Origin of the sequence: Aminobacter niigataensis (assembly GCF_946995915.1) — a bacterium.
GTDB lineage: Bacteria > Pseudomonadota > Alphaproteobacteria > Rhizobiales > Rhizobiaceae > Aminobacter > Aminobacter niigataensis.
This window is the reverse complement of the sequence record NZ_OX341517.1, coordinates 1,495,201-1,520,080: the sequence shown is the minus strand read 5'-3', so window position 1 is coordinate 1,520,080 and position 24,880 is coordinate 1,495,201. Positions and strand designations below refer to the sequence as shown.

24 protein-coding genes are annotated in these 24,880 nt (G+C 64.3%); 7 read left to right on the top strand and 17 right to left on the bottom strand.

The genetic code is table 11. The features are described from left to right. Window positions 1–2 precede the first annotated feature (2 nt). Window positions 3–1,028 (bottom strand): ABC transporter substrate-binding protein, encoded by a 1,026-nt coding sequence (locus O1Y97_RS07380; protein WP_108606712.1) that lies wholly within the window; start codon window positions 1,026–1,028, stop codon window positions 3–5. Between the two features lie 194 nt (window positions 1,029–1,222). Here O1Y97_RS07380 and O1Y97_RS07375 point away from each other — a divergent pair, with 194 nt between their 5' ends. Both O1Y97_RS07375 and O1Y97_RS07370 read left to right on the top strand, forming a co-directional pair. Beyond that, window positions 1,223–1,702 (top strand): NUDIX hydrolase, encoded by a 480-nt coding sequence (locus O1Y97_RS07375; protein ID WP_183262537.1) that lies wholly within the window; start codon window positions 1,223–1,225, stop codon window positions 1,700–1,702. Between the two features lie 153 nt (window positions 1,703–1,855). Further along, a complete protein-coding gene (locus O1Y97_RS07370) occupies window positions 1,856–2,875 on the top strand; it encodes a LacI family DNA-binding transcriptional regulator (RefSeq protein WP_108606710.1) in 1,020 nt (339 codons plus the stop codon). Here the strand turns inward: O1Y97_RS07370 and O1Y97_RS07365 are convergent. From O1Y97_RS07365 to O1Y97_RS07320, 10 genes are all read right to left on the bottom strand, one after another. Next, window positions 2,833–4,560 (bottom strand): metallophosphoesterase family protein, encoded by a 1,728-nt coding sequence (locus O1Y97_RS07365; protein ID WP_318763608.1) that lies wholly within the window; start codon window positions 4,558–4,560, stop codon window positions 2,833–2,835. The two genes, O1Y97_RS07370 and O1Y97_RS07365, sit on opposite strands and share 43 nt — an antisense overlap. A 28-nt stretch (window positions 4,561–4,588) precedes the next feature. After that, complete coding sequence (locus O1Y97_RS07360; RefSeq protein ID WP_404801253.1) at window positions 4,589–5,221, bottom strand: dual specificity protein phosphatase family protein; 633 nt, start codon at window positions 5,219–5,221, stop codon at window positions 4,589–4,591. Window positions 5,222–5,259: 38 nt separating this feature from the next. Further along, entirely contained in the window at window positions 5,260–6,096 is an 837-nt protein-coding gene (locus O1Y97_RS07355; RefSeq protein ID WP_404801252.1) for an inositol monophosphatase family protein, read from the bottom strand. A gap of 132 nt (window positions 6,097–6,228) precedes the next feature. Further along, complete coding sequence (locus tag O1Y97_RS07350; RefSeq protein ID WP_318763607.1) at window positions 6,229–7,107, bottom strand: inositol monophosphatase family protein; 879 nt, start codon at window positions 7,105–7,107, stop codon at window positions 6,229–6,231. After that, window positions 7,104–7,913: an HAD family hydrolase gene (locus tag O1Y97_RS07345; RefSeq protein ID WP_318763606.1), complete on the bottom strand. Its 810-nt coding sequence runs from the start codon at window positions 7,911–7,913 to the stop codon at window positions 7,104–7,106. The genes O1Y97_RS07350 and O1Y97_RS07345 overlap by 4 nt, the downstream gene beginning before the upstream one ends. Window positions 7,914–7,988: 75 nt before the next feature. Beyond that, window positions 7,989–9,131, bottom strand: coding sequence for an ABC transporter substrate-binding protein (locus O1Y97_RS07340; protein ID WP_318763605.1), 1,143 nt, complete (start codon window positions 9,129–9,131; stop codon window positions 7,989–7,991). A gap of 66 nt (window positions 9,132–9,197) precedes the next feature. After that, a complete protein-coding gene (locus tag O1Y97_RS07335) occupies window positions 9,198–10,325 on the bottom strand; it encodes an ABC transporter substrate-binding protein (RefSeq protein ID WP_318763604.1) in 1,128 nt (375 codons plus the stop codon). Between the two features lie 101 nt (window positions 10,326–10,426). Then, window positions 10,427–11,557 (bottom strand): ABC transporter ATP-binding protein, encoded by a 1,131-nt coding sequence (locus O1Y97_RS07330; RefSeq protein ID WP_318763603.1) that lies wholly within the window; start codon window positions 11,555–11,557, stop codon window positions 10,427–10,429. Between the two features lies 1 nt (window position 11,558). After that, window positions 11,559–13,388 carry an ABC transporter permease gene (locus tag O1Y97_RS07325; protein ID WP_318764164.1) on the bottom strand — a complete coding sequence of 610 codons (1,830 nt, stop codon included), beginning with the start codon at window positions 13,386–13,388 and terminating at the stop codon, window positions 11,559–11,561. A 544-nt stretch (window positions 13,389–13,932) separates the two neighbouring features. Further along, window positions 13,933–14,394 carry a L,D-transpeptidase gene (locus tag O1Y97_RS07320; RefSeq protein WP_318763602.1) on the bottom strand — a complete coding sequence of 154 codons (462 nt, stop codon included), beginning with the start codon at window positions 14,392–14,394 and terminating at the stop codon, window positions 13,933–13,935. Window positions 14,395–14,761: 367 nt separating this feature from the next. Between O1Y97_RS07320 and O1Y97_RS07315 the strand changes: the two genes are divergently transcribed. Beyond that, window positions 14,762–15,076 (top strand): hypothetical protein, encoded by a 315-nt coding sequence (locus tag O1Y97_RS07315; RefSeq protein ID WP_318763601.1) that lies wholly within the window; start codon window positions 14,762–14,764, stop codon window positions 15,074–15,076. A 49-nt stretch (window positions 15,077–15,125) separates the two neighbouring features. Further along, window positions 15,126–15,290, top strand: a complete 165-nt coding sequence (locus O1Y97_RS07310; protein WP_318763600.1) for a hypothetical protein — start codon at window positions 15,126–15,128, stop codon at window positions 15,288–15,290. Window positions 15,291–15,312: 22 nt separating this feature from the next. Here the strand turns inward: O1Y97_RS07310 and O1Y97_RS07305 are convergent, their stop codons facing one another. Beyond that, entirely contained in the window at window positions 15,313–16,035 is a 723-nt protein-coding gene (locus O1Y97_RS07305) for a response regulator transcription factor (protein WP_318763599.1), read from the bottom strand. Window positions 16,036–16,234: 199 nt separating this feature from the next. On the opposite strand from O1Y97_RS07305, the gene O1Y97_RS07300 reads away from it, so the two are divergent. Both O1Y97_RS07300 and O1Y97_RS07295 read left to right on the top strand, forming a co-directional pair. Further along, window positions 16,235–17,014: a response regulator gene (locus O1Y97_RS07300; RefSeq protein WP_318763598.1), complete on the top strand. Its 780-nt coding sequence runs from the start codon at window positions 16,235–16,237 to the stop codon at window positions 17,012–17,014. 26 nt (window positions 17,015–17,040) lie between these two features. After that, entirely contained in the window at window positions 17,041–19,128 is a 2,088-nt protein-coding gene (locus tag O1Y97_RS07295; protein ID WP_318763597.1) for a PAS domain S-box protein, read from the top strand. A 152-nt stretch (window positions 19,129–19,280) separates the two neighbouring features. Here the strand turns inward: O1Y97_RS07295 and O1Y97_RS07290 are convergent, their stop codons facing one another. From O1Y97_RS07290 to O1Y97_RS07275, 4 genes are all read right to left on the bottom strand, one after another. Then, the gene (locus O1Y97_RS07290; RefSeq protein WP_318763596.1) at window positions 19,281–19,691 is read right to left on the bottom strand and encodes a hypothetical protein; all 411 of its coding nucleotides are present in this window, start codon (window positions 19,689–19,691) and stop codon (window positions 19,281–19,283) included. Window positions 19,692–20,031: 340 nt separating this feature from the next. Then, complete coding sequence (locus O1Y97_RS07285; RefSeq protein WP_108606696.1) at window positions 20,032–20,331, bottom strand: GNAT family N-acetyltransferase; 300 nt, start codon at window positions 20,329–20,331, stop codon at window positions 20,032–20,034. After that, window positions 20,328–20,948, bottom strand: coding sequence for an alpha/beta hydrolase (locus tag O1Y97_RS07280; RefSeq protein ID WP_318763595.1), 621 nt, complete (start codon window positions 20,946–20,948; stop codon window positions 20,328–20,330). Before O1Y97_RS07280 ends, O1Y97_RS07285 begins: the two co-directional genes overlap by 4 nt. Window positions 20,949–20,958: 10 nt before the next feature. Then, window positions 20,959–21,891 (bottom strand): VOC family protein, encoded by a 933-nt coding sequence (locus O1Y97_RS07275; RefSeq protein ID WP_318763594.1) that lies wholly within the window; start codon window positions 21,889–21,891, stop codon window positions 20,959–20,961. A gap of 231 nt (window positions 21,892–22,122) precedes the next feature. Here O1Y97_RS07275 and O1Y97_RS07270 point away from each other — a divergent pair, with 231 nt between their 5' ends. Then, the gene (locus O1Y97_RS07270) at window positions 22,123–23,679 is read left to right on the top strand and encodes an alkaline phosphatase family protein (RefSeq protein ID WP_318763593.1); all 1,557 of its coding nucleotides are present in this window, start codon (window positions 22,123–22,125) and stop codon (window positions 23,677–23,679) included. Window positions 23,680–23,763: 84 nt separating this feature from the next. Here the strand turns inward: O1Y97_RS07270 and O1Y97_RS07265 are convergent, their stop codons facing one another. After that, window positions 23,764–24,696, bottom strand: a complete 933-nt coding sequence (locus O1Y97_RS07265) for a PRC-barrel domain-containing protein (protein WP_318763592.1) — start codon at window positions 24,694–24,696, stop codon at window positions 23,764–23,766. Window positions 24,697–24,880: the final 184 nt, after the last annotated feature.

Below are 24,880 nucleotides of genomic sequence, written 5' to 3'. Positions count from 1 at the left end.
TATTATTGCGGCAGCGTCGAGACTTCCGTGTCCCACTTTGAAAGCAGCCGCTTGCGTTCTTCGCTCGAGCCGTACTTCTTGAAGTCGTAGTCGATCAGCTTGATCGTCGACAGGTCGGGCGTCAGCTCGGACACGGCAGCCGTCTTGTTCGAAGGCAGCTGGAACGACTTCACGTCCTTGGCCTTGCCTTGCATCTCGGCTGACAGCGCCCAGTCGTAGAACTTCTTGGCCGCCTCGGCATTGCGGGCGCCCTTGATCAGCGACATCGAGCCGATCTCGTAGCCGGTGCCCTCGCAGGGTGCCACCGTGACGATCGGGAAGCCGGCCGCCGTCTGGGCCACGGCATCGTGCATGAACACGATGCCGACTGTGGTTTCGCCGAGGCCCGCAGCCTTGATCGGCGCCGAGCCTGACTTGGTGTACTGGTTGATGTTGGCGTGCAGGGCCTTCATGTAGTCGAAGCCCTTGTCCTCGCCCATCAGCTGCACCATCGTCGCCAGCGTCGTATAGGCGGTGCCCGACGAGTTCGGGTTGGCGATCTGGATCTGGCCCTTGAATTCGGCCTTGGTCAGATCCGCCCAGCACTTCGGCTCGGGCAGGCCGTTCTTGGCCAGAAGATCCTTGTTGTAGCCGAAGCCAAGCGCACCCGAATAGACACCGATGGTCTTGTTGCCGGCGGCCTCGGCCTGCTTGATCGCCCAGTCGTGCAGTTCGCCGCGCATCGGCGAGATATATTCTTCGGTCAGGTTTTCCTCGGCGGCCTGCAGATGCGGATCGCCGGTGCCGCCCCACCACACATCGCCCTTCGGGTTGCTCGCTTCGGCACGCACCTGGGCATAGGTCTCGCCCGAACTCTTGCGCGTCATGTCGACGGTGATGCCGGTCTTCTCCTCGAAGCCGGTCTTGATCTGCTGGCACCAGGCCTCGTCAGCGCTGCAATAAAGCGTCAGGCTTTCAGCCTGCGCCGACGCGCCGCCGGCCATCATCAATGCGGCCAGCGCGGCCGAACGCAAAAGGGCAGTCTTCATATTGCAGTTCCCTCCATCTTTTTCGCCGTCTAACGATCTGATGTCGTTTTGGCCTGTTGCAGAGTGAGTGGTTTTTACGCATTTTGCAATCGTGTTCATTGCACTATCTTAAGCGTCATGAACCCAAACGGGCCGAGGTGTTACAAACAAAGCCGACAGCGCTTCGGCACATGCAAAGGAACAAGCGGGCAAAAATGCCGAAGGACAAGAAGACCATCCGCAAGGCGAACAAGGGCGAGATCATCGCCCAGGTCGCTGCCATCCCGTTCCGTGTGAACGAGGCCGGCGAGCTTGAGGTTATGCTTGTCACCTCGCGCGGCACGCGCCGTTTCATCGTCCCCAAGGGCTGGCCGATGAAGGGCAAGAGCGGCCGCCAGGCCGCGCTCATCGAGGCTCGCGAGGAAGCCGGCGTGCGCGGCAAGGCACTGAAAAGGCCGGCCGGCAGCTATTGTTACTGGAAGCGGCTGTCGACCAGCTTCGTCCATGTCGAGGTCACCGCCTATCTCATCGACGTCTCCGAGGAACTCGACGCGTGGCAGGAAGCCGGGGTACGTCAGCGCGCCTGGCTGACGCCGTCGGATGCGGCTGTGCTGATCGACGAGCCCGAGCTTTCGACCCTGATCCGCGGCCTCACCGTCGCCGATCTGGTCCAGCCCGAGGCAGAGCTGGCCTGAGCGGCCGCTCGAATCCCGATGCAGCATTTGCGGCTGCAAGATTCCAGTTGCAGCATTGCAGGCGGTCAAATCCGATTGTATCAGGGTGCAGCCATTGCACATTTGTGCAAAGCCAAAAATTGGTTTGACGACCGACCCAAACTGGAGCCGTCGATGTCCGAACTGAAGCCGGGCAGGTCATTCGTAAGCGCCCAGCAGGTCGCCGAACTCGCCGGCGTTTCCCGCTCGGCCGTCTCCCGCACCTTCACCGATGGCGCCAGCGTTTCCGAAACCACCCGCAAGAAGGTGCTCGAGGCTGCCGAGACACTCGGCTATCACGTCAATCACCTCGCCCGCAGCCTGATCCACGAGGACAGCGGCATCGTCTGCCTCATCGGCGCCGACATCAACACGCCCTATCATTCACGCCTGCTCGACGCGATCACGCGGCGCCTGCAGGCCATCAACCGCGTCGCCATGGTCATCAACACCTCTGGCGACAGCGACAGCGTCGATGCGGCGCTGCGCCAGACGCTGAACTACCGCGCCAACGCCACAGTGGTTCTGTCGGGCACGCCGCCGGCATCGCTCATCAACACCTGCATCAACAGCGGCCAGCACGTCATCCTGATCAACCGCGACGACCATCTCGACGGCCCCGAAAACATCACCGTCGACAATGCGGCCGCGGCCCGTGAAGCCTTCCATATGCTGCATCGCGCCGGCTGCCGCCGCATCGCCGTGGTGTCGTCGCAAGCCGGCACGCCGAGCCTGGTTGCCCGCGAGCGCGCCTTCGAGGCTGCGGCCGGCGAGGCCGGCCTATCGGTCACCATCACCCGCGCCGGGCCCACCGGCTATGGCGCAGGCTTCGAGGCGGGACGCCTGCTGCTCAGCGGCTCGGACCGGCCCGATGCCGCCTTCTGCGTCACCGATCTGCTTGCCTGCGGTTTCATGGATGCTGCGCGCGTCGAATTCGGCATGAACGTGCCGGCCGAACTGTGCGTCGTCGGCTTCGACGACATCGAGCAGGCGGGCTGGGCGTCATACCAACTGACCACCTTCCGCCAGCCGATCGACCAGGTGGCCGACCACATCACCAAGCTGCTCGACAGCGATGACCCCGAACCTGCGCAAGGCGGCCGCGTGTGCTTTCACGCCGACCCGGTCTGGCGCAAAACCGTCCGGCCCAAGTGATTCTTTGAGGTCACTTCGCCGGTCGCAAGGTCGACCGAGAAGTCGCGTGACGGCGCGCTGGCCAGCCAGTCCATCATCATCTGCATGAACGATGCCAGCCGGTCCTGCAGGCAGCCCTCCGGCCACGCGCCGGCGGCGAACCGTCCAGCCAGATGGCGATAGGCGGCGATGCGCGCCGGATCGATGAAATCGAGCGCCACCTCGCGTCCCTTGCGCAGCCTGTACCAGTCGACCACCATTTCGAAAAGCGGCAGCCCTTGCCAGTCCGGCGCGTCCGGTTCGCCGGCAGAGGCCAGGAAGGTAAAGGCGTCGCCCGACGTCAGCGGCACCGTAGTGCCGGCCAGCCGATCGAGATCGCCTAGGTTCAGTTGCGGCACCAGCGCCGCAAGATCCCGCGGCCATTCCTTGGGCAGGTAGCGGTGCCTGACCATCTCCGCGAGATGGCGGCTCAGGAAATCAGCGTGGTTTTCCGCTTCCGTCACCGCTGCCGACGTCCCCTCCCGCGCCGCCTCGATGCGGTAGTATGGAAATGCCGCGTCGTGTCCCGGCACATCGGCGATGATGACCGTCTCGATGTCTAGGCGCTCGCCACCAACGTCCACGATCTTGTAAGCGGGCGGAAAACCCACCATCGACGGCACGGCGATGTTGACCAGCCAGTCGTCGCCGTCGCGGAAGACGGCGGTGTCGTTGATGTGCAGGTGGCCGCTAAAATGCACGTTGATGCCAGTCGCCGCTGCAATCTTCGACGCCTCGGGCAGCGGCGTACGGCGCAGGAAGCTGGTGTCGTTGAGCAGCTTCGCCTCGTCTGCCGAGGTACCGTTGAGCGGGTCGATGATCGGATAATGCGAGAATGCGATCAGCCGCTTGCCGGCTGCGTTGGCGCGTGCGGCAACGTCCTTCATCCAGTCGAGCACGAAACCCTTGTTGCGCGGCATCGAGTTCCAGCCGGCATCGGTGCTGTCGTGGTAGCTCTTCTCCAGCCTCGGATCGAGGTCGCCATCCTTCGGCTCGAACACATTGGCATCGATGGACAGCAGCCACAGGCCTTCTAGCGGCTCGACCAGGAACGAGGCATCGACCATGCGCCTCACAGTCCGGCCATCGGCCGAAACGATCTCGAAAGCCCGCGCCTCCAGCCTGTCGTCGGTTCCGAACGGGCACTCCCAGTGCAGGTCGCCTTCGCTGCGAAAGAAACCATAGGCGCCCATCGCCGGGATCGCGGCGCCGTAGCCACCGCAATACATCTCGTCCGAGGCGATGCGCTCGACGGAGTCGCCCTGATCCATGGCGGGATCGCTGGTCACCAGCGTGTGCGAGCCGTCTGCGTTGAGGAACCGCTTACTCTGGTGCCGGCCATGGCTGGCATAGAGGTCGTGATTGCCTGCAGTCGCCACGAAGCGCAGGCGGAGCCGCCGGGAATAGTCGGCCAGCAGCGCCGTCGCCGCGACCATGGTCGACTGCTGGCCGTCGTCGGTCAGATCGCCAGCGACGACCACGAGCGAAATGCCGCGCCGCACGATGTCATCGAGCAGCGCCTTGGTGGCATGGAAGCTTTCGTTGAAGACACGCGTCGAGGCGTTGGTGTCGGCCAGGGTGCGCACCGCCACCTTGTCTCCGCGCTCCACGCCCTGGCGATAGTCGATGTCGTGGAAATGCGGGTCGGCGATGACGGCAATCTTCATTTCATTCTCTCTGCGAACGGCCTCGCCGTCAGTCCTGGGCGACCAAGGCCGGCGCCGGCAATCCCTTGTCGATCATCGCGATCCACTGCGCCGCCTTGCGAGCGGCCTCGACCAGCATCGGCTTGGGCGCCTCGTGCCATTCGTCGCGGCGCAGCTCGCGCTGGGTGCGCACATGGTCGAGCGCATCGTCGAGCGTCGGGAACTTCTCGGGCATCTCGACATGCAGGAAGAGTGCGACCAGCGACACCGAGCGGCTGCGGCCGCCACGGCAATTGACCAGCACATTGCCCTTCTCGCGCCGGCGATAGGTCGCCTTCTCCGGCAGCACCTGGCTGAGGGCCCCGCGCAGCAGATAGAAGCCGGACAGCATCATGGTCTCGGGGTTGCCGTGCCCGTCGATCAGGCCGAGCTTGTAGTAGCGCACCGCGCCGACACCGTAGATGGCGTCCGCCGCCTCGCCTTCCCCGAAAGGCTCGGTCGCATAGTTGAAGTCGAGATTGACGGCGCAGTTCACCACGGTCGTGATGTTCTTTTGCCGGAGCAATTCGAGATCGCCTGCGCCATCCATGCCGCCGACATAGATGTCGACGCCGTAGCCGGCGACGTCGCGCTCGATCAGGCTGAGTGCCGGCCGCTCATGGCGCGGGCTGGTCATGTCCATGGCTGTTCAGCCTTCCGTTTGTCGTTGTCCGGCGGCCGTCAGCGCGCGCCTTCGAGGCTGATGCCCGTTGCTTCGCTGATGCCTTGTGCCACGCCCGGTGCCGCTGCCAGCACCGCCCCGCCCTTGGTCAGGCCGTCGAGCGAAAGAAACGGTGCGACCACGCCACCGGCTTCCTTGACCAGCAGAAGTCCGGCCAGGCAATCCCAGGCATGCATGTGCAATTCGGCATAGGCGTCGGAGCGGCCGTCGGCGACATAGGCGAGGCCGAGCGCGCCGGAGGCGCCGCGCCGCACATTGGCGCCGCGCTCCAGGATGTTGGACAACACTTCGAGGTAGCGCTTGTTGGTCTTGCGGTTCGACCAGCCGAACTCGACGCAGGCGGCGTCGAAATCGCTGGTCTTGGATACCGAGATCGGCTTGCCGTCGCGAGTCGCGCCCTCGCCCCGCCTGGCGAAGTAGAGCTCGTCGAGCGCCGGATTGTAGATCGCGCCGATCTCGATCTCGCCATTGCGCACGAAGGCGATGGAGATGCAGAAATGCGGGATGTCGCGAGCAAAATTTGCCGTGCCGTCGATCGGATCCACGACCCACACGTCGGACTTGATCGCGCCACCGGTTTCCTCGCCAAGGAAGCCGTCTTCGGGAAACGCCTCTGCGATGCGCGCCTTGAGGTGGCGCTCCACCGCCGCATCGGTCTCGGTCAGGAAATCCTGCGGCCCCTTCATGCCGAAACCCGGCGTCCTGTTCCTGAAGCCGTCGAGCGCCACTGCGCCTGCGGACCTTGCAATCTCGCGGCAGAAGGCGGCACGCCGGTCCAGCTCAGCTTCGGCATCAGGCTTTGGGGCGACTGCGTGAACGGTCATGTCAATGCTCATTGGTGATTTCCGGGGTCAGATTGCACACGTGTGCAAATTCGTCAACGCCGCAGGATGAATAATGTTTTGCCGATGCACCGAAGATCATGGGATAGCAACGTGACCGCCGATGCACAGCCGTGCCGGACACGCTCATGCCACGCTTCCCGCCATCGAAAGTTTCGGCCTGGCGGCCTTCGCGGCCTCGCGGCCATCAGAGATTTCGCGAGCCACCCGCATCAGTGTCGGATAGTCGGCGCCGTCGCCGAGCGCGACATAGCCCGGGCACATGAAATCAGGCACGCCGGCGCCCACCTTGCCGAGGGTCAGGGGGTGATAACTGCCCCCAGCCTGCTTGAGAATGAGAACCGCCGCCGCCACATCCCATGGGTTGGAGCCGAACCCGGCGGAGGCATCTACCCAGCCCGCTGCGACATGGCAGAGGCTGAGCGCCCCGCTGCCTGGCCGGCGCAATGTCGAAAACGTCTCGGCCAGCACGCCGAAATTCGCCAGCGCCTGTTCGCGTCCGTCGAGCCTGAGGTCGCGCGCCACCGGATAGCCGGTGATCAGCGTTGCATGGCGTTCGTCGGCTATGGCGCGCGATTGCAGCGGCTCGCCGTTCAGCCAGGCGCCGGAAAGATCGGCCGAAAACAGCATGCCGGCGACAGGGTCGTAGACCGCGCCGGCGACGATCTCGCCATCGATCGCAACCCCGACCGAAACGCACCAGAAGGCAAATCCGCGGGCGAAATTCGAGGTGCCGTCGATCGGATCGACATACCAGCGCACCCGGCCCACACCGCTCTCGCCGGCCTCCTCGCCGACCACGACGGAGTCGGGCACCTCGCCGAGGATGAAGGCGCGGATCGCCACCTCCGCTTCCTTGTCGTGCCTGGTCACCACGTCGTGCAGGTCGACCTTGTAGTCGACCGCCATGTTGGAGCGGAATGCCGCCAAAAGCGGCTCGCGCATCAGCTGCGATGCCTGTTCGGCGACCGCCCGCAGGCGCCTCGATTCTTCTATTTCGATCATGCCGCAATCCCGCGCGTGGCTTCACGGAACAGACCGAGCAGCCCGACCGGATCGGCAACGATGGCGTCCGGCTTGAGCTTCAGCTCGTAGGGCAGATCGTAAGTTCCCTTGTCTTCCATCAGGATGTTGCCGCCGATGCCGGCACGCTTGCCGCACAGCACGTCGCGGTCGAAATTGTCGCCGACATACCAAGCCTCGGCAGCGTCGATGCCAAGCGCCCGCGTCGCCAGCCAGATCATTTCCGGGTTGGGCTTGCGCACCTTCACCTCGTCGCTGTGGACGACCGTGGCGAACCGCGCAGTCAGCCCGTGGGCGTCGAGGAAGTCGACATGCACCTTGCCGCACAACGCATTACTGACGATGCCCACCGGCACGCCGGCCGCGTCCGCCGCATCGAGCAGGTCGAGCATGCCGCTGCGCAGGACGCGCTCGCTCTTCCAGTTGCCCATCTTGCAGCAGAGGTCGTAGGCCTCGGCGACGACGACGTCCCGCGCCTGTTGCGGCCAATCGCCGGCGACGAAGTCGCCCCAGAACTCTTCGTGCCTGAGTTCGCGCGGTGCCAACGGCCGCGACATCGCATTCTTCCAATGCGAGTCGGCCACGCCACCAGCCTTGATGTCATCGGCGATCTGCTCGGCCGAAAGTTCGGGCGCCGCCAAGCCGGCCTTGTCGAGCAGGCCGCGCACGTGCCCGGCCAGCCGCGCCTGCCAGCCCGGCAGATGCGCCGTCGACACGATCACGCCACCGAAATCGAGCAGCAGTGCCCTGGGTGGCGCGAGCTTTCGCCCCGAACTTTTCGACATCATCAAATCTCCATTTGCCAGTGGAAAAAAGCGGGACGGAGCCGAAGGAGAAGGGCCCCGTCCCTAGCCACCGGGAAGCTATTTCTTGTAGGCGAGGCGCCAGAGGTCCTGCCAATCCTGGCGCGCATCCCAGTCTTCGAGTGCCGTCGAGGCGTCGTATTGCTGCAGCCTGTCCAGCACCTTGCCGATGCCCGAGGGCTCGTCGGCAGGCAGCCCGATATCAGGGTTGGTCGGCAGCTTGCCGTCCTTCACCTGCGGCGCGATGCCTTCTTCGGTCAGGATGTAGTGGATGAACAGCTTGGCCGCGTTCGGGCTCTTGGTGCCGGTGGCGATCAGCCCGAGCTTGACGTAAGTCCAGCCCGGCCATGGCTCCAGCCCCTCGCACAGGCCGAGCTTGAAGCTCTTGTCCGCGTTGTCGCGGAACTTGGCCGAGCTCATCAGTCCGAAGAACGGCTCCTTCTGGCCCGGCGCACCCACGCTTTCCGATATTGCATCGTCGGAGTCGGAAAGCAGGGGGGCATTGCCGGCGAAGGCCTTGACCCAGGCGGCCGTGGCGCTGTCTTCGCCGACCTCGATCTCCTTGCCGAAATGCGCCTTGTAGGCGGCCTTCATCTTGTCGTCGTCATGCGTCGCCGTCTGGTTGAACCAGTCGGGATAGGTGCCCTTTGACAATGGATCGTAGAAGGCGACCTTGCCCTTCCACTTGGGGTCGGTGAGCTCCCAGATGTTCTTCACCGGGCAGGCGTCATGGACTTCCGTGTTGTAGGCCCAGACGCTGGCATTGGTGGTGATCGCCAGCGGGTCCTGGAACTTGGCCGGGATCTTGTCGGCCATGTCCGGCGGCAGATAGCTCTCGACGAATTTCTGCGGCAGCAGTTGCGCAAGGCCTGCTGGCGCATCGGTGATCAGCACCACGTCGCCCTTGACGTTCTTGGCCTGGCCCTCGCGCACGATCATCTCCAGCTGCGCGCTCGCCGACACCTTGATGCCGGTCGCCTTCACCCCGTATTTGGCGGTGAAGTTCTCGGCCATTTCGACGATCTTGCCGGTGCTGTCGTAGATGTTGATCGGCGCTTCCTTCTTCGCCGCCTCGACCAGCGCGTTGAGGTCGAAGGCCTCGGCCCGCGCCGGAGCCGACGCCATCACGCTAGCTGCCATCATCCCGGCCAGCGCCGTCGTCGCCAGTGCAAATTTCCTGCTCGTTTCAAATGCCGGCTTCATTGTTTCCTCCCGAAAAATCCGGCTGAAACGCGCCCGGCCGAACGCCGGGCGCGGCAATCGCAAGCACTATTTCTTGTAGTTGATGCGCCACAGGTCCTGCCAATCCTGGCGCGCGTCCCAGTCGCCCTGGGCCGACGCCGAGTCGTAGGGGAAGATCTGGTCCAGCGCCTTGCCGATGCCTGAGGGCTCGTCGTCAGGCAGCTTGGCGTCGCTGTTGGTCGACATCTTGCCGTCGGCCGCCTGCGGTGCGATGCCTTCCTCGGTCATCAGGTAGTGGATGAACAGCTTGGAAGCGTTTGGGCTGTCGGTGCCCTTGGCGATGAAGCCGAGGCTCGGATACATCCAGCCGGCGAAGGGTTTGAGCCCGGTGCACAGGCCGAGCTTGGAGCCGACGTCCTGGTTGTTGCGGAACTTGGCCGAGCTGATCAGCCCGATGAACTGTTCCTTCTGGTCGGGTGCGCCGACAGCCTGGGCAGCTCCCTCGTCGGCGTCGGTCAACAGCGGGCCGTTGGCAGCCAGCGCCTTGACCCAGGCCGCGGTAGCGCCCTCCTCGTCGGTCACCAGATCCTTGCCAAAATATTCCTTGTAGGCCGCAGCCACCTTGTCGTCGGCATTGGTCGCCATCTGGTTGAACCAGTCGACATAGGACGCCTTGTTCAGCGGGTCCTGCATGGCGAGCTTGCCCTTCCACTTGGCTTCCGTCAGCTCCCAGATGTTCTTGACCGGGCAGCTTTCGTTGAGCTGGGTGTTATAGGCAAAGACGTTGGCCTCGTTGGAGACGGTCAGCGGGTTCTGGTACTGCGCCGGGATCTTGTCGGCGAGGTCCGGCGGCAGCCAGCTGTCGACGAAGCCCTGCGGCACCAGTTGCGCCACGCCAGCCGGCACGTCGCTGATCTGGATCACGTCGCCCTGCACGTTCTTGGCCTGGCCCTCGCGGATCACCATCTCCAGCTGGGCTGCGGCATTGGCCTTGGTGCCGGTCGCCTGCACGCCGTACTTCTTGGTGAAGTTCTCGGCCTGCTTCACGATCTTGCCGGTACTGGAATAGACATTGATCGGCGGCTCCTTCTTCGCCGCCTCGATCAGCGCGTTGAGGTCGAACTCCTCGGCCTGAGCGGTACTTGCAAACAGGCCGGCAGCGACGCCCAGCGCCGTCGCAGCAAGGAGCCGTTTCACATCGAAATGTCTGCTCATCTTTTCCTCCCTCTGTCGGGCCGGCGCCATGCCGGCCGTCTCGTTTCCCGATAGTCCTGCTTCATTTCCGGCGGACGGTCCTCCACCGCCCGCCGAACCTCTCAATGCAGCTTGGCCGGCCGCATCAGCCTGTCTGCCGCCTCCACGCGCTGGCCGGCCTTGTCGAAGACATGCAGAGCCTTGGGCTTGACCCACCAGGTCACGGCCTCGCCGACCTCGACCTCAGGCGATTGGTGCGTGGTCAAGAACAGCTTTTCGTCGGCGGCGGTCAGTTCGATGATCCAGCTGCCGCCCGTGGGCAGAATGCCGGTCACCTCGGCCTTGCCCGACAGCGCCCCTTCCGCCACGCCGCGCTCGTCGTCTGCAAGGCGGATCGCTTCCGGCCGAATGCCGATCGAACCCGCATCCCGTAGGTCGGCGAAGTGCGAGCCGAGATAGGCATTGGCCAGCCGCGACACCTCCGACTTTGCATCGCCGAGTTCGACGATGTTGATCGGCGGGTTGCCGACGAACTGCGCCACGAAGCGGTTGGCCGGGCGGTCATAGATGTCGTTGGGCGTGCCGACCTGCTGCAGTTGGCCCTCGCTCATGACGGCGATGGTGGTGGCGAGCGTCATCGCTTCCCACTGGTCGTGGGTCACGAACACGATCGTCGTCTTGAACTCGGCGTGCAGGCGCTTGAGCTCGGCGCGCATCTCGAGCCGAAGTGCCGCATCGAGATTGGACAGCGGCTCGTCGAGCAGCAGCACCTCCGGGTTGACCGCCAGCATGCGGGCCAGCGCCACGCGTTGCTGCTGGCCGCCCGACAGCTGCGACGGGTAGCGGTCGCGGTACTTCTCGATGCCGAGCGTCTTCATTACCTGGTCGACGCGCGCCTCGCGCTCGGCCTTGGGCATTTTGCGCAGACGCAGGCCGAAGTCGGTGTTGCGCTCGATGGTCAGATGCGGCCACAGTGCATAGCTCTGGAACACCAGCCCCATCTCGCGCCGTTCCGGCGGCACGAACACGCCCTCGACGACCGAGTCGACGACGCGGGGCCCGACGCGGATCTCGCCTGCCGTCAGGTGCTCCAGCCCGGCGATCATGCGCAACGTCGTGGTCTTTCCGCAGCCGGAGGGCCCCAACAGGCACATGAATTCGCCGTCGCCAATTTCGAGGTCGAGGTCGGCCACCGCATTGGCCGAGTTGCCGCCGTAGTTCTTCTCGACGCCGCTCAGGTTGATCTTCGGCATGTCAGTTCCCCAGTCCTTGCGCGAGATTGGTCTTGGTCAGCTTCTGGCCGAGCAGCGCGCCGAAATAGGCGAGGCCGGCGATGATGAGCACGACGGCGTTGGCGGCCTGCGTGTAGTGGTAGTCGACGAGCCGCAGCGAATAGGTGGTCAGCACGTCGGTCGACGGCACGGCCAGCACGACGAACAGGCTGAGGCCCTTGATGCCCGAGATGAAGGGCAGCAGGATGCCCGTCGTCAGCGACCCTTTCTGGATCGGGATGACGATCGAGGTCATGCGGCGGAACCAGCCGGCGCCGGCGATCTGCGCCGCCTCCTCGGGATCCTTGCCGAGCTGCGTCATCGCCGCGATGCCGGCGCGCGAGGCATAGGGCATCTGGTCGGCGATCAGCGCCAGCATCAGGATCAGCGTCGTGCCGTAGAGCGCCGGGATCGGCCCGCGCGGCACGGCAAACAGCGAGAGATAGGCAGCCGCAAAGGCGATGCCCGGCACCAGATAGGGCAGGAACGTCACCTGGCGCAGGAAGGTGCCGAGCGGCTTCACCGGGGTACGCGCCACGACATAGCCGACCAGCAGGCCGAGGATGCCGGATGTGACCGAGGCCACGCCGACGATGCGCAGGCTGTTCCAGGCCGCGTTCCACAGGTCCGGGCTGAGCAGGATGCCGGTCTGCAGCGCCACTGTGTTGAGGTTGGTGCCGATCCAGTAGTCGAGCGTGAAATTGTCGAGATTGAACTGGCCCGGCACCCGCATGATCGTGGACAGGAAAAGCGTTCCGATCGGCAAGCCTACGCTGAACACGAACATCAGCGCGGCGAAGCCGGTCGCCGGCATACGCAGGATGCCGAGCGGGCTCAGCCGGTTCATCGAGCCTTTGGAACCGATGGTCACGAAGCGGCGCGCTTCCCGCATGAGCCGGGCATCGATGGTGATGGTGATGATGCCGATCAGCATGATGGCACCTGCCAGCACCGCGCCCACGCCAACCTGGCGCGACGAGATGTTCTGGTAGAGCGAGGTCGCCAGCACGTCGAAATTGACCGGCAGGCCGAGCACATACGGCACGCCGAACTCACCCAGGCACTTGGCGAAGATCAGCACCATCGCCGACATCAGCGACGGGCGCATCAGCGGCATGATGATCTTGCTGGCAACCGTCAGCCTGCTGGCGCCCAGGATGCGGGCCGAGTCCTCGAGCTGCGAGTCGAAGCGGCGCAGCGCGTTGCCGAACAGCAGGATGACGAAGGGCGAGTAGTGCAGCGCCAGGATGATGGTCACCGGCAGTTGGCCATAGGACAGCCAGTCCGGCGGCGAAAAACCTATGGATTCCAACCAGCCGGGCTGGCCGCCGACGGTGCGGTTCTTGAACAAGGTCGTCCAGGCCAGCGCAAACGTCCAGGCCGGCAGCATGTAGGGCACGATGAGGGCCGTGGCGAACCAGCGGCGGCCGAACATATCGGTACGGCTGAGCAGCCAGGCGAGCGTGCCGCCGACCAGCATCGACAGCGTGATGGCCCCCGCCGCCACGCTCAGCGTGTTGACCAGCGGCTCCCAGAACAGGTCGTGCGAGATGCGCGACAGGAAGACGCGGTCGATATAGTACCAGGTGAGTTCGCCGACATCCTGCTTGATGCGGCGCTCGTCGCCGAACTGCACCCGCATCGCGTCGGACAGCATCGAGATGATCGGCACGACGATGAGATAGGCAAACAGCGCCGCGGCCAAAACGCCGATGATCGTCGTCGGCTCGCGCAGAGCCACCTTCATCCGGTAGCGCAGGCGCTGGCCTCGCGTCGGCGCGGCAAGCCGCGATGTGCCGGAGTTGCGCGCCATGGTCGCAGGCTTGGCCGATGTTTGAGCCGATGTCTGGGCAGGGCCGCTCACGAAGCCCCCCTCCTGATGCCGGCCTGGCCGGAACCATGGCCGCGGCCGCAGTCCATCGGACGCAGAGCCAGGCCTTCATGCGATGGCACGAACATGCATTCTCCTCCACTGGGCGCCTCTGGCTGGGCTCGGCCGGACGATGTCCGGCGCTCCTCGCCGCCCTTGCTTCAGGCGCGCCCGCCCTTCTCCGGGCAGGACGGCACATCGCTGTGCCTGTTGGCATATTCATTCCATCCGCGGTACGTCCGTGTCAATCCGGATTATCCATTTTTTTGCACAGGCGTGCAAATCGATACGACTTGCTTGAAATCCTTTGTTTTTCTCACCTATGGCGGACATGTATCCGGCGACGCTGCATATCTCATGGGAAAATTGTGCACTGCCGTGCAACTATCGGTTTCCGAACAGTCGGCGCAGCAAAAAGCCCACCCGGGAACGGCGCAACGGCCGATCCTGGGCGGGCTTTGAAGCTCCAGCCGGATAGCCGGCGAGCCTACTTGACGATCTGGATGCTCGTGTTCGACGGGCCGAAGGCCTCGACCAACTCGTAGAAATCCTCGGCATGGTCAGGATGCAGCCGCACGCAGCCATGCGACGCCGGCCGGCCGAGGCGGTTGATCTGGTTGGTGGCATGCACGGCATAGCCGCCGTTGAAGAACACCGAGTGCGGCATCGGCGCGTTGTCGTATTTTCGCGAGTACCACATCTCGTGCATGCGTGTCGGCTTGTAGGAACCCTTCGGCGTGACATAGCCCTTGCCGCCGGTGGAGACCTTCCAGACGAAGGTCGTCCGCCCGTCGATCATAACATGCATCCTCTGTTCGCCGATCGACACCCGGGCGACGATCTTGCTCGCTGCCTGCGCAGCACCCTGCCCGGCTCCAAGAAGAAGTGCGGCACCCGTCATGGCGACGGCCGCGATGTTGATGAACCGGGCGGAAAGGACGAACTGCATGTCTTGCTCCATCTGCCGGCCGCGCCGGACGTTGAACTGATGGGCAGCGTTATGCGCGCTCCGTGTTTCGTTAATATTTCGTTTGAGCTTGCTTCTCGTTTCGGTTGTGTTTCATGATTTATACACGCGGTTTCAGAATCTGATCGAACCGCTACCGGAAACTGGCAGGCGAACGGCCCTGAAAGCCACTGGTCTACGGCGTGACGCGCCTCCCTCAACCCACGGCCGATGAAAAGGAGGCCGCCACGGCAGGGATCCGCAACAGCATTGCAACAATTGAAGCCGTGCCGGCCCCATCCGGCGGCATCTTCCCGATACAGCCGCCCGCCAAATTCACTCCCGACGAAACGAACGTTGCGAAAGTAGGATGGGCGCGAAACGGTCGACAGCAAGATGGTTCCTGCGGGTGGGCGTCGCTACGGCGATACTGTCGGGGATCGGAATTCTGGCCGACCCGGGCAACGCCATGGCAGCGGATTTGCTGCCGGTGCAGGACATGGCGCCGGCAGCCCACGCCATTCTTGCCTTCGCAACAGCATTGTTCGTCGCAACTCTGCACATCGGCCGGGTCCATGGGCGTGGGTGCCTGGCCTGGGTGAGCAGAACCTCGCGCGTCACTCGCGGCGAGGACAGGATACCCGCGCCGTCCACGGCAGGTCAGGCGGCGCGGGTATTCGGTTGATTGCAGGCCGGCACCACTAACCCCTGGGACGAAAACGGAACCCACGACCATGAAGAACAAATTCGTCGCATCCGTGCTTTCGGCACTTCTCTACACCCAGGGGCTTCTAGGCTTTGCCGCAGTGGCGAGCGTGCTCCTGAAGGACAGGGCCCACGCCGAAACGATGCCCATCGTCGAAACGGCCGTACCGGCCACAGCTGCGCCGGCGCGCTGAAATCTTGGTCGCCGCAGCGACGTCAGCTCGGATTTTCGGTTGGAGCAGAGCCGGCCTCCTGGCCGGCCGCCTTTGTCGGCGGATCGAACCTGTAGCCCGATCCGCGGATGGTGGTGATGCTTTCCGTATCGAGCTTGCGGCGCAGGCGCACGATGCGCGAGTCGATCGAGCGGTCGAAGGCATCAGCGCTCTCGGCCGGCGCCGCAGCCATGATGTCGTCGCGCGTCAGCACTTTCCGCGGTTGCGACAGGAACAGCTTGAGCAGGGCGATCTGGCCTGGCGACAGTTGCTCCTCCTCGCCGGAACGATGCATCACCAGCGCCGACCGCAGGTCGACGGTCGAATTCTCCAGCACCACCAATTCCTGGGTGCCGCGTCCCCGGCGCGCCAGGAGGCCGCCGATGCGCGCGGCGAGCTCTCTGACATTGAGAGGGCTCTCCACGACATCGGCGGCGCCGAGTTCCAGCGCCAGCACCTTGTCGACCAGTTCGGTCGGCCGGCAGATCAGGATGAAGTCGGGTCCGCCCTCGCCGCCAAAGGCGCGCAGCAGGTCGCGGCCCTGCGATGGCGTCAAGCCGTCACCCACCACCACCACATCGATACCCCGCGCCGAAAGCAGCGACTCGGCTTCCCACAGCCGACGCGCCGTGCGCACGTCATGGCCACGCCGGTCGAGATGATCGGTCAGATCGGAGGCAACGACCTCCGCTATGGCAACAAGTGCTACGACCGATCTTCCAGCCATGTTCCATCCCGCAGCAACAGTGTCGTCGCGACCATTGCCTGCCGGGCCGGTCTTGTCGCCGCTCCCAGGGGCAAGAAGATGCCGCGAGACGCGCTTGGCCGGGGATGGATCCCCAGTCTGGACGTCCGAAGCCTCTATCCGCCCCTAACGAGGCACAACGCCGTTAGCAACTGCCCACGCCAAATGATCACTGGACATCATGTTTATACCCAATCTACTTTCCGCCGATAGCGGAGGCGAGACTAAACTGCGCGCTCGGATTGTCATCGTCGAAGATGAGCCCGACCTGAGGGATGCCGTGGCCGAGTATCTCGGCGCGAACGGCTTTGACGTGACCGCCGTCGAAAGCGCAGCTGCCATGCGCGCGCTGGTCGAAACCGAACAGTTCCAGCTTGCCATTCTCGATATCGCCATGCCCGGCGAAGACGGTCTGTCGCTCGGCCGCTGGCTGCGCTCCAGGATGCCCATCGGCATCATCTACGCCACCGCCGCAGGCACCGCGCTCGACCGCATCGTCGGGCTCGAGATCGGCGCCGACGACTACATGGTCAAACCCTATGAATTGCGCGAGCTTCTCGCGCGTGTCCGCAGCGTCATCCGGCGCGTGCCGCAGCCCGAAAGCTTCAGGCAGTCGCTACTCGCCGCCCAGCCGCCACGCCGCACCATCGCCTTCGGCCCGTTCCAGGCCGATCTCGACGGCCGCCTGGTCACGGGCAGCGCGGGTGCCATCATCGACATGGCCAAGAGCGAATTCGACATGCTCGAGGTCTTCCTGACCCGGCCAAACCGGCTGCTCAGCCGCGCCACGATCTCGGAGGCCATCGGCTTCGCCGAGGACCCCGAATCCTCGCGCGCCGTCGACATCCGCATCATGCGGCTGAGAAAGAAGATCGAGGACGATCCGGCGAACCCGAAATTTTTGCGCACCGTGCGCGGGGAAGGCTATATCTTCTCCCTGCCAGGCAGCGAAGGCTACTGACGCCTCCGGCCCCGCCAGGAACCGCGATGACCTTGTTGACCGTCTCACGCACCGACAATCCGTCGGGCACGCCGAGCCCCACAATTGTGGCGGGGCAGATCGTGCGTCGTCTGCGGCAGGCCCAGGATTGGCAGATCGAGATCGATCATATCCTGGAATCCTTTGCGCGCGGCTTCGGCGGCCATCGCACCATCCTGTTCAGGCTGCGCGACCTGCCCGGCCAGGGCTTCGCGCAGTCGATCGCCGCCTATTGGGTCGACCCGAAGATCGACGCCTTCGCCGCGCCTCCGACGACGATCAACCAGGCGCTGGTGGAATCCGACCCGCTGCTCGAACGCCTCGCCGAGGAAGGCCGCCAGGGCAAGATCTTCGCCGGGCTGACGCGCGACCTGACCGGCTTCCTGCGCAATGATTTCGAGCAGCAGCACATCAAGTCTTTCCTTTCGGTGGCGGTATCGGCACACGGCCATCTCTGGGGCACGCTGGCGGTCAACGATTGCATCGTCGAACGCAACTGGACCGACGACGAAATCGCCGCCCTCGAAATCATCGCCGCAGCCCTTGGCGACGCCGTCGAACGCTCGCTGTCGGAGTACCATGTCAGCGAGATCATCCGCCGCACCATGTTGCAGGCCTCCCTCGACGCGATCATGGTGGTCGACGAGACCGGCTCGATCATCGAGTTCAACCCGGCCGCCGAAAAGATGTTCGGCTGGACGCGCGACGAAGTCCTCGGCAAGGATCTGCTCGATACGGTCATCCCCACCTACTACCGCAAGGGCTACAACAACGGCGCCGAGTACCTCGCCGGCCGCGGTTCGCCGATGGTCGGACACCGGCTCGAGACGGTGACCCAAAATGCGGCCGGCGAGATCATTCCGATCGAACTCACGGCCAACGAGATGCGGCTTGCCGACCGCCGCCTGATCCTCGGTTCGATCCGCGACCTCAGGGAAAAGCATCACGCCGAGGAAGAGATCAATCGTCAGCGCGAAAAGCTGCACCAAAACGAGAAGATGGCGGCCATGGGCTCGCTGCTCGCCGGCGTCTCGCACGAACTCAACAACCCGCTCGCGGTGGTTGTTGCCCAGTCGACGCTGCTGCACGAGTTTGCCCCCGACCCGCAGACCAAGTTGCGGGCCGAAAAGGTGCGCGCGGCCGCCGAGCGCTGTGGCCGCATCGTCAAGAGTTTCCTTGGCATGGTTCGCCTGCACCCCACCGCACGCTCCGAGACGGACCTCAACCAGGTCATCCGCGCCGCCCTCGAAGTGACCGCCTATGGCGCGCGTTCGAGCGGCATCAGCATCGACACCGACCTTGCGCCCGGTCCCTTGAGCGTCATGGCCGACGCCGACCATATGACCCAGGTAGCCGCCAACTTCCTGGTCAACAGCCAGCACGCCCTCGCCGCCGCCAGCGATCTGCGCAGCATCAAGGTCCGGACCTTCCGCAATGCCGACGGCAGCGCCGGTTTCTCGGTCGAAGACTCAGGCCCCGGCATCGCCGAGGCGATCCGCGACCGCATCTTCGAGTCCTATTTCACCACCAAGCCGGTCGGCGTCGGCACCGGCATCGGCCTGTCCATCTCGAAAGCCATCGTCGACCGCCACAACGGCAAGATCTGGTTCGAGCCAGTGGAGCCGGCCGGCGCGCGTTTCGTCGTCGAGCTTCCACCCATGGGGGCCGGCCACAGCGCGGTCATGGAATCCGTCCCCAAGTCGAGCGGCCTGCGCCACGCGGTCATTATCGACGACGAGCCTGACGTCGCCGGCTCGCTGTCCGACATCCTCGAACTGATGGGCGTCAAGGCCCGCATCGTCTCGACCTGGGATTCGGACACCGAAGCGCTGCTCGACCAGCCGGTCGACATCATCTTCTCCGACCTGCGCATGCCCGACCGGAGCGGCATCACCATCTTTCGCGAGATCGTCGGCAAGCAGCCCGACATGGCGCAGCGTTTCGTGCTCGTCACCGGCGACCTGATCGGAGCCAAGGCCGAGCTCGAGCAACTGCCGCCGAACCTCAAGCCGCACATTCTGGAAAAGCCGTTCAGCACCTTCGACGTGCGCAGCGCCCTCAGTGCGGTCAGCGACCAGGTCGCGGACAACGAGTAAGCGCGATCCCGTCAAAGCGCCGCGTAGCGAACGCGGGTACGGAGCAAAAAAAGCCCCCACGGCCGAAGCCGCGGGGGCAGGTACGCGCTGGAGGATCTGAGTGCGCGGCAGGGAACGTGCCACGTTGCGGGGCCGCCGCCCCGAACGCCTGATTAGAAGATGTTGGGTGTGGTGCGGAGCGGCTCGGCGCTGGCGATCAGCCGCACCTTGCGTGCCTCGCGCATGCCGGTGTCCTTGGCGATAGCCTCGAGACAGGTCTCGCTCTCGACACCCCAGGCCTGTCCGCGACAGGCGATTTCGGTCTCCGACATCGGCAGCCGATCGGTCTTTGGCGTCGTGCGCGCGCCATCCATCATGCGTGGCGCCGAGCCCATCGAGGCAAATGCCGGCCCGCTGCCCGGTGCCCAGGCCATCGACGAAAGCGAGGCGATGACCAGCACCGAAAACATCGCCATCGGGTGCTCGTTCGCGCGCTGGCGAAGAGCCAGGCGCGGGCGGCGGTAGATGCGTGCACGCGGCTGGAACTGGCGGTCGAATTCGGAAACCTGCTTGATGCCGGTCATTGGATTTTGCCTTTTCGTTAAATTTCATTCCCCTGTTGATATGAACATATCCGCACTTTGTAACACGCGGATGCTGATCAGCATCCCCTAATGCAACAATCCAGAAACCACAAAACCGGTCAGCAATACTGCCAAATCGGTCACAATAAGCCGTAATTTCCGTCACATCAGCCAATTGCCTGTACCATTTTGAGAAACAGCCCGCGCGGGCCGTGTAACAGCTATTTCCAAGAGGCAGGAGAAATTCGAACCAAACGAAAGGGCCGATGCAATTGCCTTGCATCGGCCCTTACAGTTGGCACGCTTGTGCCGGATCGGCTCTGAAACGCCGGCTTTTCGTTCAGCTCTTCAGCACATCGGCCCATTCGGGGTGGCGGCGGAACTGCGCCGCGGCAAACGGGCAGAGCGGAATGATCTTTTTGCCCGCCGCGCGTGCATCTTCCACCGCCCGCGTCACCAACCGCAATCCGGCCCCCTGGCCGCGGAAGGCGTCGGGCACCTCAGTGTGGTCGATGATGAACAGATGGTCGCTGACGGTCGAAAAGGTCATTTCGGCCTCTGCACCGCCAGCACCGCGGATGACATAGCGTCCTTTGGTGCCACGATCTTCAAGCTCGATGGCGGAAAGTTCTTCGGTCATTGCCCCTGCTCCGTCTTGGCGAAGAACTGCTTCGCGGCTTCGATTTCATTGGGCCGAACCTCGTGCCCGCCCTCATGCCATTCCAGCCTGACATCAGCACCCGCGTCCCGCAGGTAGGAGTCGAGCCGGCTGGTGATATCGGGCGGGCAGATCGGATCGCGGCGTCCGGCAGTGATCAGCACGCGGCGTCCTGTCAGGCTGCCTTTCACGTCGGGCGCGAACGGGATCAACGGGTGCATCAGCGCCGTGGCATTGAACACATCGGGTGCGGCAAACAGCACCGAAGCCAGGATGTTGGCGCCATTGGAGTAGCCCAGCGCGTAGACCGCCGAAGGCTTCTCCGCCTCGATATGGGCCTTCACGAACCCGGCCATCTTGGCCGTCGCCCGGGCAAGATCGTCCATGTCGTAGACGCCCTCGCCGGTACGGCGAAAGAAGCGCGTGGCCCCCATTTCGGAAACGTCGCCGCGCGGCGACACGACGGTCGCGCCAGGTACCAGTTCCCCGGCGAAGCCGATCAGCTGGTTTTCGTCGCCGCCTGTGCCATGGAAGGCAAAGACCAGCGGGCTGCCCGGATTGCCGGGCAGCAGCTTGTGGATGTAGGCGTCCTTGCTCATCGGTCCCTCCTCAGTCGCCCAGCGGCTGCAGGTTCTTTTCCAGATAATCGCGCAGATGCGCATGCTGTGTCGGCAGCTTCAGCGCCTCGCCGAGATGGGCCGTATCCTCGTCGCGGTCGAAACCCGGCTCGTTGGTCGCCACCTCGAACAGCACGCCGCCCGGTGTGCGGAAATAGATCGCCCAGAAATAGTCGCGGTCGATCACCGGCGTCACCTGGTAGCCCGTGTCCATCAGCGCCTTGCGCACTTCGAGCTGCTTGGCCCTGTTCTCCACCGCAAAGGCGATGTGATGCACCGAACCTGCACCAAGCCCGGCAAAGGAAGCCCCCGGCAGCGTCTCGATGTCGATGAAGTCGGCGCCATTGCCGTTTTTCACCGCCAGGCGCTTGGTGTTTTCAGACGTGTCCACTTCCTCATAGCCCATGAACCTCAGGAGTTCCTCGGTCGCGCCACTGTCGCGCAGGCGAAGCGAGGCCGAATGAAAGCCTCGGATCGCCTCGTCGGCAGCAACGCCACCCTTGACCCAGGGCGCACGCTGATCGCCCTTGGCCTCGACGAGCGCAAAACCGTCGCCGTCCGGGCCGGAAAAGCCGAGACGCTTCTCGCCGAACTTCTCGTCGCGGGAGAGCCCGGTCACGCCTTCATCGGCAAAACGCTTTTCCCAGAACGGCAGCGTGCCTTCGGGAACCGAGAACACGGTCGTGCCCACTTCGCCGACGCCCGGGCGGCCCTTGCCGATGTTCGGGAACGGGAAGTAGGTCATTACCGAACCCGGCGTGCCGAGCTCGTCGGCATAATAGAGATGATAGACATCGGGTGCGTCGAAGTTGACGGTTTTCTTGACCCGGCGCAGGCCCAGCTTGTTGGTGAAGAACCTGTTGTTCTCGGCCGCATCCCTTGCCATCGACGTGACGTGGTGCAGGCCCTTGATCTGGTTGAGCATCGTCTCGCTCCTTGCTTTTGCCCCGGCCCCTGCCGCGGCGTTGGCATGAATATGGGCGCATCGATCGGCGGGGCATAGGCGCCGGTCGCAGAATGGTCTGTGTTCGTTTTGTGAACAATAGAAGCAGTCTCGTTCACACTTTGTGGCATGGTCCGTGCCTGCACAAAGGCGCTTGCACGAACCGGTGAATCCCGCTTCCTTGGCCGCGATTTGCGAACTTTGGGGACCAGCGTGGCAAACACCGGCCGACGAAAAAACATTCTGCTTATCACCTGCGACCAGTGGCGCGGCGACAGCCTGTCGGCGGTCGGCCATCCCGTGGTGAAAACGCCCAATGCCGATGCGCTCGCCCGCGAGGGCGTGCTGTTCAAGCGCCATTATGCCGGCACCGCGCCATGTTCGCCGGCGCGCGCCTGCCTCTACACCGGCCTCTACCAGATGAACAACCGCGTCTGCCGCAATGGCACGCCGCTGGACGACCGCCACGACAACATTGCCCGTGCCGCCCGCCGCGTCGGCTACGACCCGACCCTGTTCGGCTACACCGACGTCTCGCCCGACCCGCGCACCCGCGCGCCCGGCGATCCGTTCCTGCGCACCTATGAAGGCGTGTTGCCCGGCTTCACCACCAGGCAGCTTCTGCCCGAGCACCAGAAGGCGTGGCTATCCTGGCTCGCCGCGCGCGGCATCGATTCCAGCGCCGGCTTCCCCGACATCCATCGCCCGGCGGATGCCGATGCCCCTGAAGTCAGCAACGCGATTCCGGTCTATTCGAAGGACGAGACACCTGCCGCCTTCCTGGCCGGCGAATTCCTGCGCTGGCTGTCCGAACAGGACGAAGGCGAGCCCTGGTTCGCCCATGTCTCGTTCCTCAGCCCGCATCCGCCCTTCATCGTGCCGGAGCCGTTCAACACCATGTACGATCCGGCCGAGGGGCCGGCCTATCAGCGCGCGTCAAGCGTGCAGGACGAGGCTGCAAGCCATCCCTTCCTCGCCTACCATCTCGCCCATCACCAGAAGAAGTCGAGCTTCATCCCAGGTGCGGCAGGCAAGGTCGGCGACTGGAACGAGGATGAGTTCCGCAAGATCCGCGCGCTCTATTACGGCATGATCTCGGAGGTCGATTCCCAGCTCGGCCGCATCTGGCAGGGCATCCGGGAGAAGGGTGACTGGAACGACACCATCGTCATCCTCACCTCCGACCACGCCGAGATGATGGGTGACCATTTCATGCTCGGCAAGGGCGGCTGGTTCGACGGCAGCTATCACCTTCCGCTCATCGTCAAGGCGCCCGGCCACGATGCGGCGGCGGGCACCCAGGTCGACCATTTCACCAGTGCCGTCGACATCATGCCGACGCTGCTCGACCTGATCGGCGGCGAGCCCTTGCCGCATCTCGACGGCCAGTCGTTGAAGACTTTCCTCGACCGTGATGAACCAGAGGTTTGGCGAGACGCGGCCTGTTGGGAATACGACTTCCGCTCCGTCGCCGAAGGCACGACCGAGGCGCATTTCGGCCTCGGCTCGCGAGCCCTCAATCTCGCTGTCATCCGCACGGAAGCGGTCAAGTACGTGCATTTCGGCGGTGGCCTGCCGCCGCTGCTCTACGACCTCGCCAACGACCCCGGCGAATTGCACAACCTGGCCGGCGACCCCGGATGGCTGTCGGTCCGGCTCGAGTTCGCCGAACGGCTGCTCGCTTGGCGCGCGAGGCATCTCGACCAGTCGCTCGCCCTGTCCGAACTGACGGACGGCGGGCCCAAGGGCCACTTTGCCCGGCTCCCCTGAAACGCAGAAAACCCGCGCCGAAGCGCGGGCTTTCTGGCTCCGGTACCGCGCAACGGCTGTCGCGCGGTACTTGGTCCGCCGCATCTACTGGGTGATGATCAGGCGCTGCTCGTCACGCTTAGCAGCCCAGCTGCTGGCGTCATAGGCCGGCTGGGCCTCGAGCTGCTCCTTGTTGAAGCTGGTGTAGAGATACTTCTTGCCATCGGCGTCGACCATAAAGGCAAGGTTGTCGCTGCCGACCGCCACCTTCTTTTCGCCCATGCCGAGGAAGCCGCCGACATCGATGACATAAGCGTCGATCTTGCCGTCCGCCGTCATCAGGATATCGCCGATCTCGCCGATATTGGCATCGTCGGCGCCATAGACGGTGGTGCCCATCAGCTCTTCGGCACGCAGATCAGCGCTGGGCAGTTCCTTGAGCGTCGACTTGTCGATTGCCGCGGTCTTGGTCTCGTCGGTGGTGGCCGCGTCAGGCGTAGCCGGGGCCGGCGCTTCTGCACTCTGGTCGGCCGGCGCAACCGGTGCCTGGGCCGTCTGGTCGGTCGCCGGGGCCGCCGGATCGGTCGCCGCTACGGATGCCGGGGCAGGCTCATAGCCGCGACGGTCGAAGTCGGGCAGCGCCTGCAGCTGTTCCTTGGTCGTCGCCATCACCAGCCAGCGATCGCCGTTTTTCTCGGCCCAGTCGAATTCCTTGTACGGCAGGGCGACGTTCTTTTCGCCGATGCCAAGGAACCCGCCGACGCCGATGATCAACTGGTCGGCCGTGCCGTCGGCGGCAAGCACGATGTCATTGACGTCGCCGATGGTTTCGGCGTCTTCAGCCGTGCTGTTGTAGACGTTCTCGCCAATGATATTGGTGGCGAGGAAGCCGTCGGCATGCGGGATCACCTCCGGGGTTGCCGGAGCTGCCTCTGTCGGGGCCGCGGGGGCCGGCGCAGGAGCCGTGGTGTCCTGGGCGTAGGCGCCGGTGGCAAGCAGTGCTGCAATAGCAGTCGTGGCCAAAAGATTGCGGATCATGGTAAAGTCTCCTCGTGCGTGTTTCATGCATGCCGCGCCTGGATCAGTCTTTTGCGGGAAGGGTCCGGCGCGGCCTCTACGGGTTCACAACGTCGTGACCCCGCCATGGTTCCGAATTTCGCCCCGCTGATTTCAACCTCTGCCGGGTTCTGGAATCGTCGCTCGCAGCAGGCGAGCAAATCCA

Coding starts and splice junctions, on each gene's coding strand:
- O1Y97_RS07380 (WP_108606712.1), bottom strand. CDS start 1,028: ATGAAGACTGCCCTTTTGCGTTCGGCCGCGCTGGCCGCATTGATGATG.
- O1Y97_RS07375 (WP_183262537.1), top strand. CDS start 1,223: ATGCCGAAGGACAAGAAGACCATCCGCAAGGCGAACAAGGGCGAGATC.
- O1Y97_RS07370 (WP_108606710.1), top strand. CDS start 1,856: ATGTCCGAACTGAAGCCGGGCAGGTCATTCGTAAGCGCCCAGCAGGTC.
- O1Y97_RS07365 (WP_318763608.1), bottom strand. CDS start 4,560: ATGAAGATTGCCGTCATCGCCGACCCGCATTTCCACGACATCGACTAT.
- O1Y97_RS07360 (WP_404801253.1), bottom strand. CDS start 5,221: ATGGACATGACCAGCCCGCGCCATGAGCGGCCGGCACTCAGCCTGATC.
- O1Y97_RS07355 (WP_404801252.1), bottom strand. CDS start 6,096: ATGAGCATTGACATGACCGTTCACGCAGTCGCCCCAAAGCCTGATGCC.
- O1Y97_RS07350 (WP_318763607.1), bottom strand. CDS start 7,107: ATGATCGAAATAGAAGAATCGAGGCGCCTGCGGGCGGTCGCCGAACAG.
- O1Y97_RS07345 (WP_318763606.1), bottom strand. CDS start 7,913: ATGATGTCGAAAAGTTCGGGGCGAAAGCTCGCGCCACCCAGGGCACTG.
- O1Y97_RS07340 (WP_318763605.1), bottom strand. CDS start 9,131: ATGAAGCCGGCATTTGAAACGAGCAGGAAATTTGCACTGGCGACGACG.
- O1Y97_RS07335 (WP_318763604.1), bottom strand. CDS start 10,325: ATGAGCAGACATTTCGATGTGAAACGGCTCCTTGCTGCGACGGCGCTG.
- O1Y97_RS07330 (WP_318763603.1), bottom strand. CDS start 11,557: ATGCCGAAGATCAACCTGAGCGGCGTCGAGAAGAACTACGGCGGCAAC.
- O1Y97_RS07325 (WP_318764164.1), bottom strand. CDS start 13,388: ATGGCGCGCAACTCCGGCACATCGCGGCTTGCCGCGCCGACGCGAGGC.
- O1Y97_RS07320 (WP_318763602.1), bottom strand. CDS start 14,394: ATGCAGTTCGTCCTTTCCGCCCGGTTCATCAACATCGCGGCCGTCGCC.
- O1Y97_RS07315 (WP_318763601.1), top strand. CDS start 14,762: ATGGGCGCGAAACGGTCGACAGCAAGATGGTTCCTGCGGGTGGGCGTC.
- O1Y97_RS07310 (WP_318763600.1), top strand. CDS start 15,126: ATGAAGAACAAATTCGTCGCATCCGTGCTTTCGGCACTTCTCTACACC.
- O1Y97_RS07305 (WP_318763599.1), bottom strand. CDS start 16,035: ATGGCTGGAAGATCGGTCGTAGCACTTGTTGCCATAGCGGAGGTCGTT.
- O1Y97_RS07300 (WP_318763598.1), top strand. CDS start 16,235: ATGTTTATACCCAATCTACTTTCCGCCGATAGCGGAGGCGAGACTAAA.
- O1Y97_RS07295 (WP_318763597.1), top strand. CDS start 17,041: ATGACCTTGTTGACCGTCTCACGCACCGACAATCCGTCGGGCACGCCG.
- O1Y97_RS07290 (WP_318763596.1), bottom strand. CDS start 19,691: ATGACCGGCATCAAGCAGGTTTCCGAATTCGACCGCCAGTTCCAGCCG.
- O1Y97_RS07285 (WP_108606696.1), bottom strand. CDS start 20,331: ATGACCGAAGAACTTTCCGCCATCGAGCTTGAAGATCGTGGCACCAAA.
- O1Y97_RS07280 (WP_318763595.1), bottom strand. CDS start 20,948: ATGAGCAAGGACGCCTACATCCACAAGCTGCTGCCCGGCAATCCGGGC.
- O1Y97_RS07275 (WP_318763594.1), bottom strand. CDS start 21,891: ATGCTCAACCAGATCAAGGGCCTGCACCACGTCACGTCGATGGCAAGG.
- O1Y97_RS07265 (WP_318763592.1), bottom strand. CDS start 24,696: ATGATCCGCAATCTTTTGGCCACGACTGCTATTGCAGCACTGCTTGCC.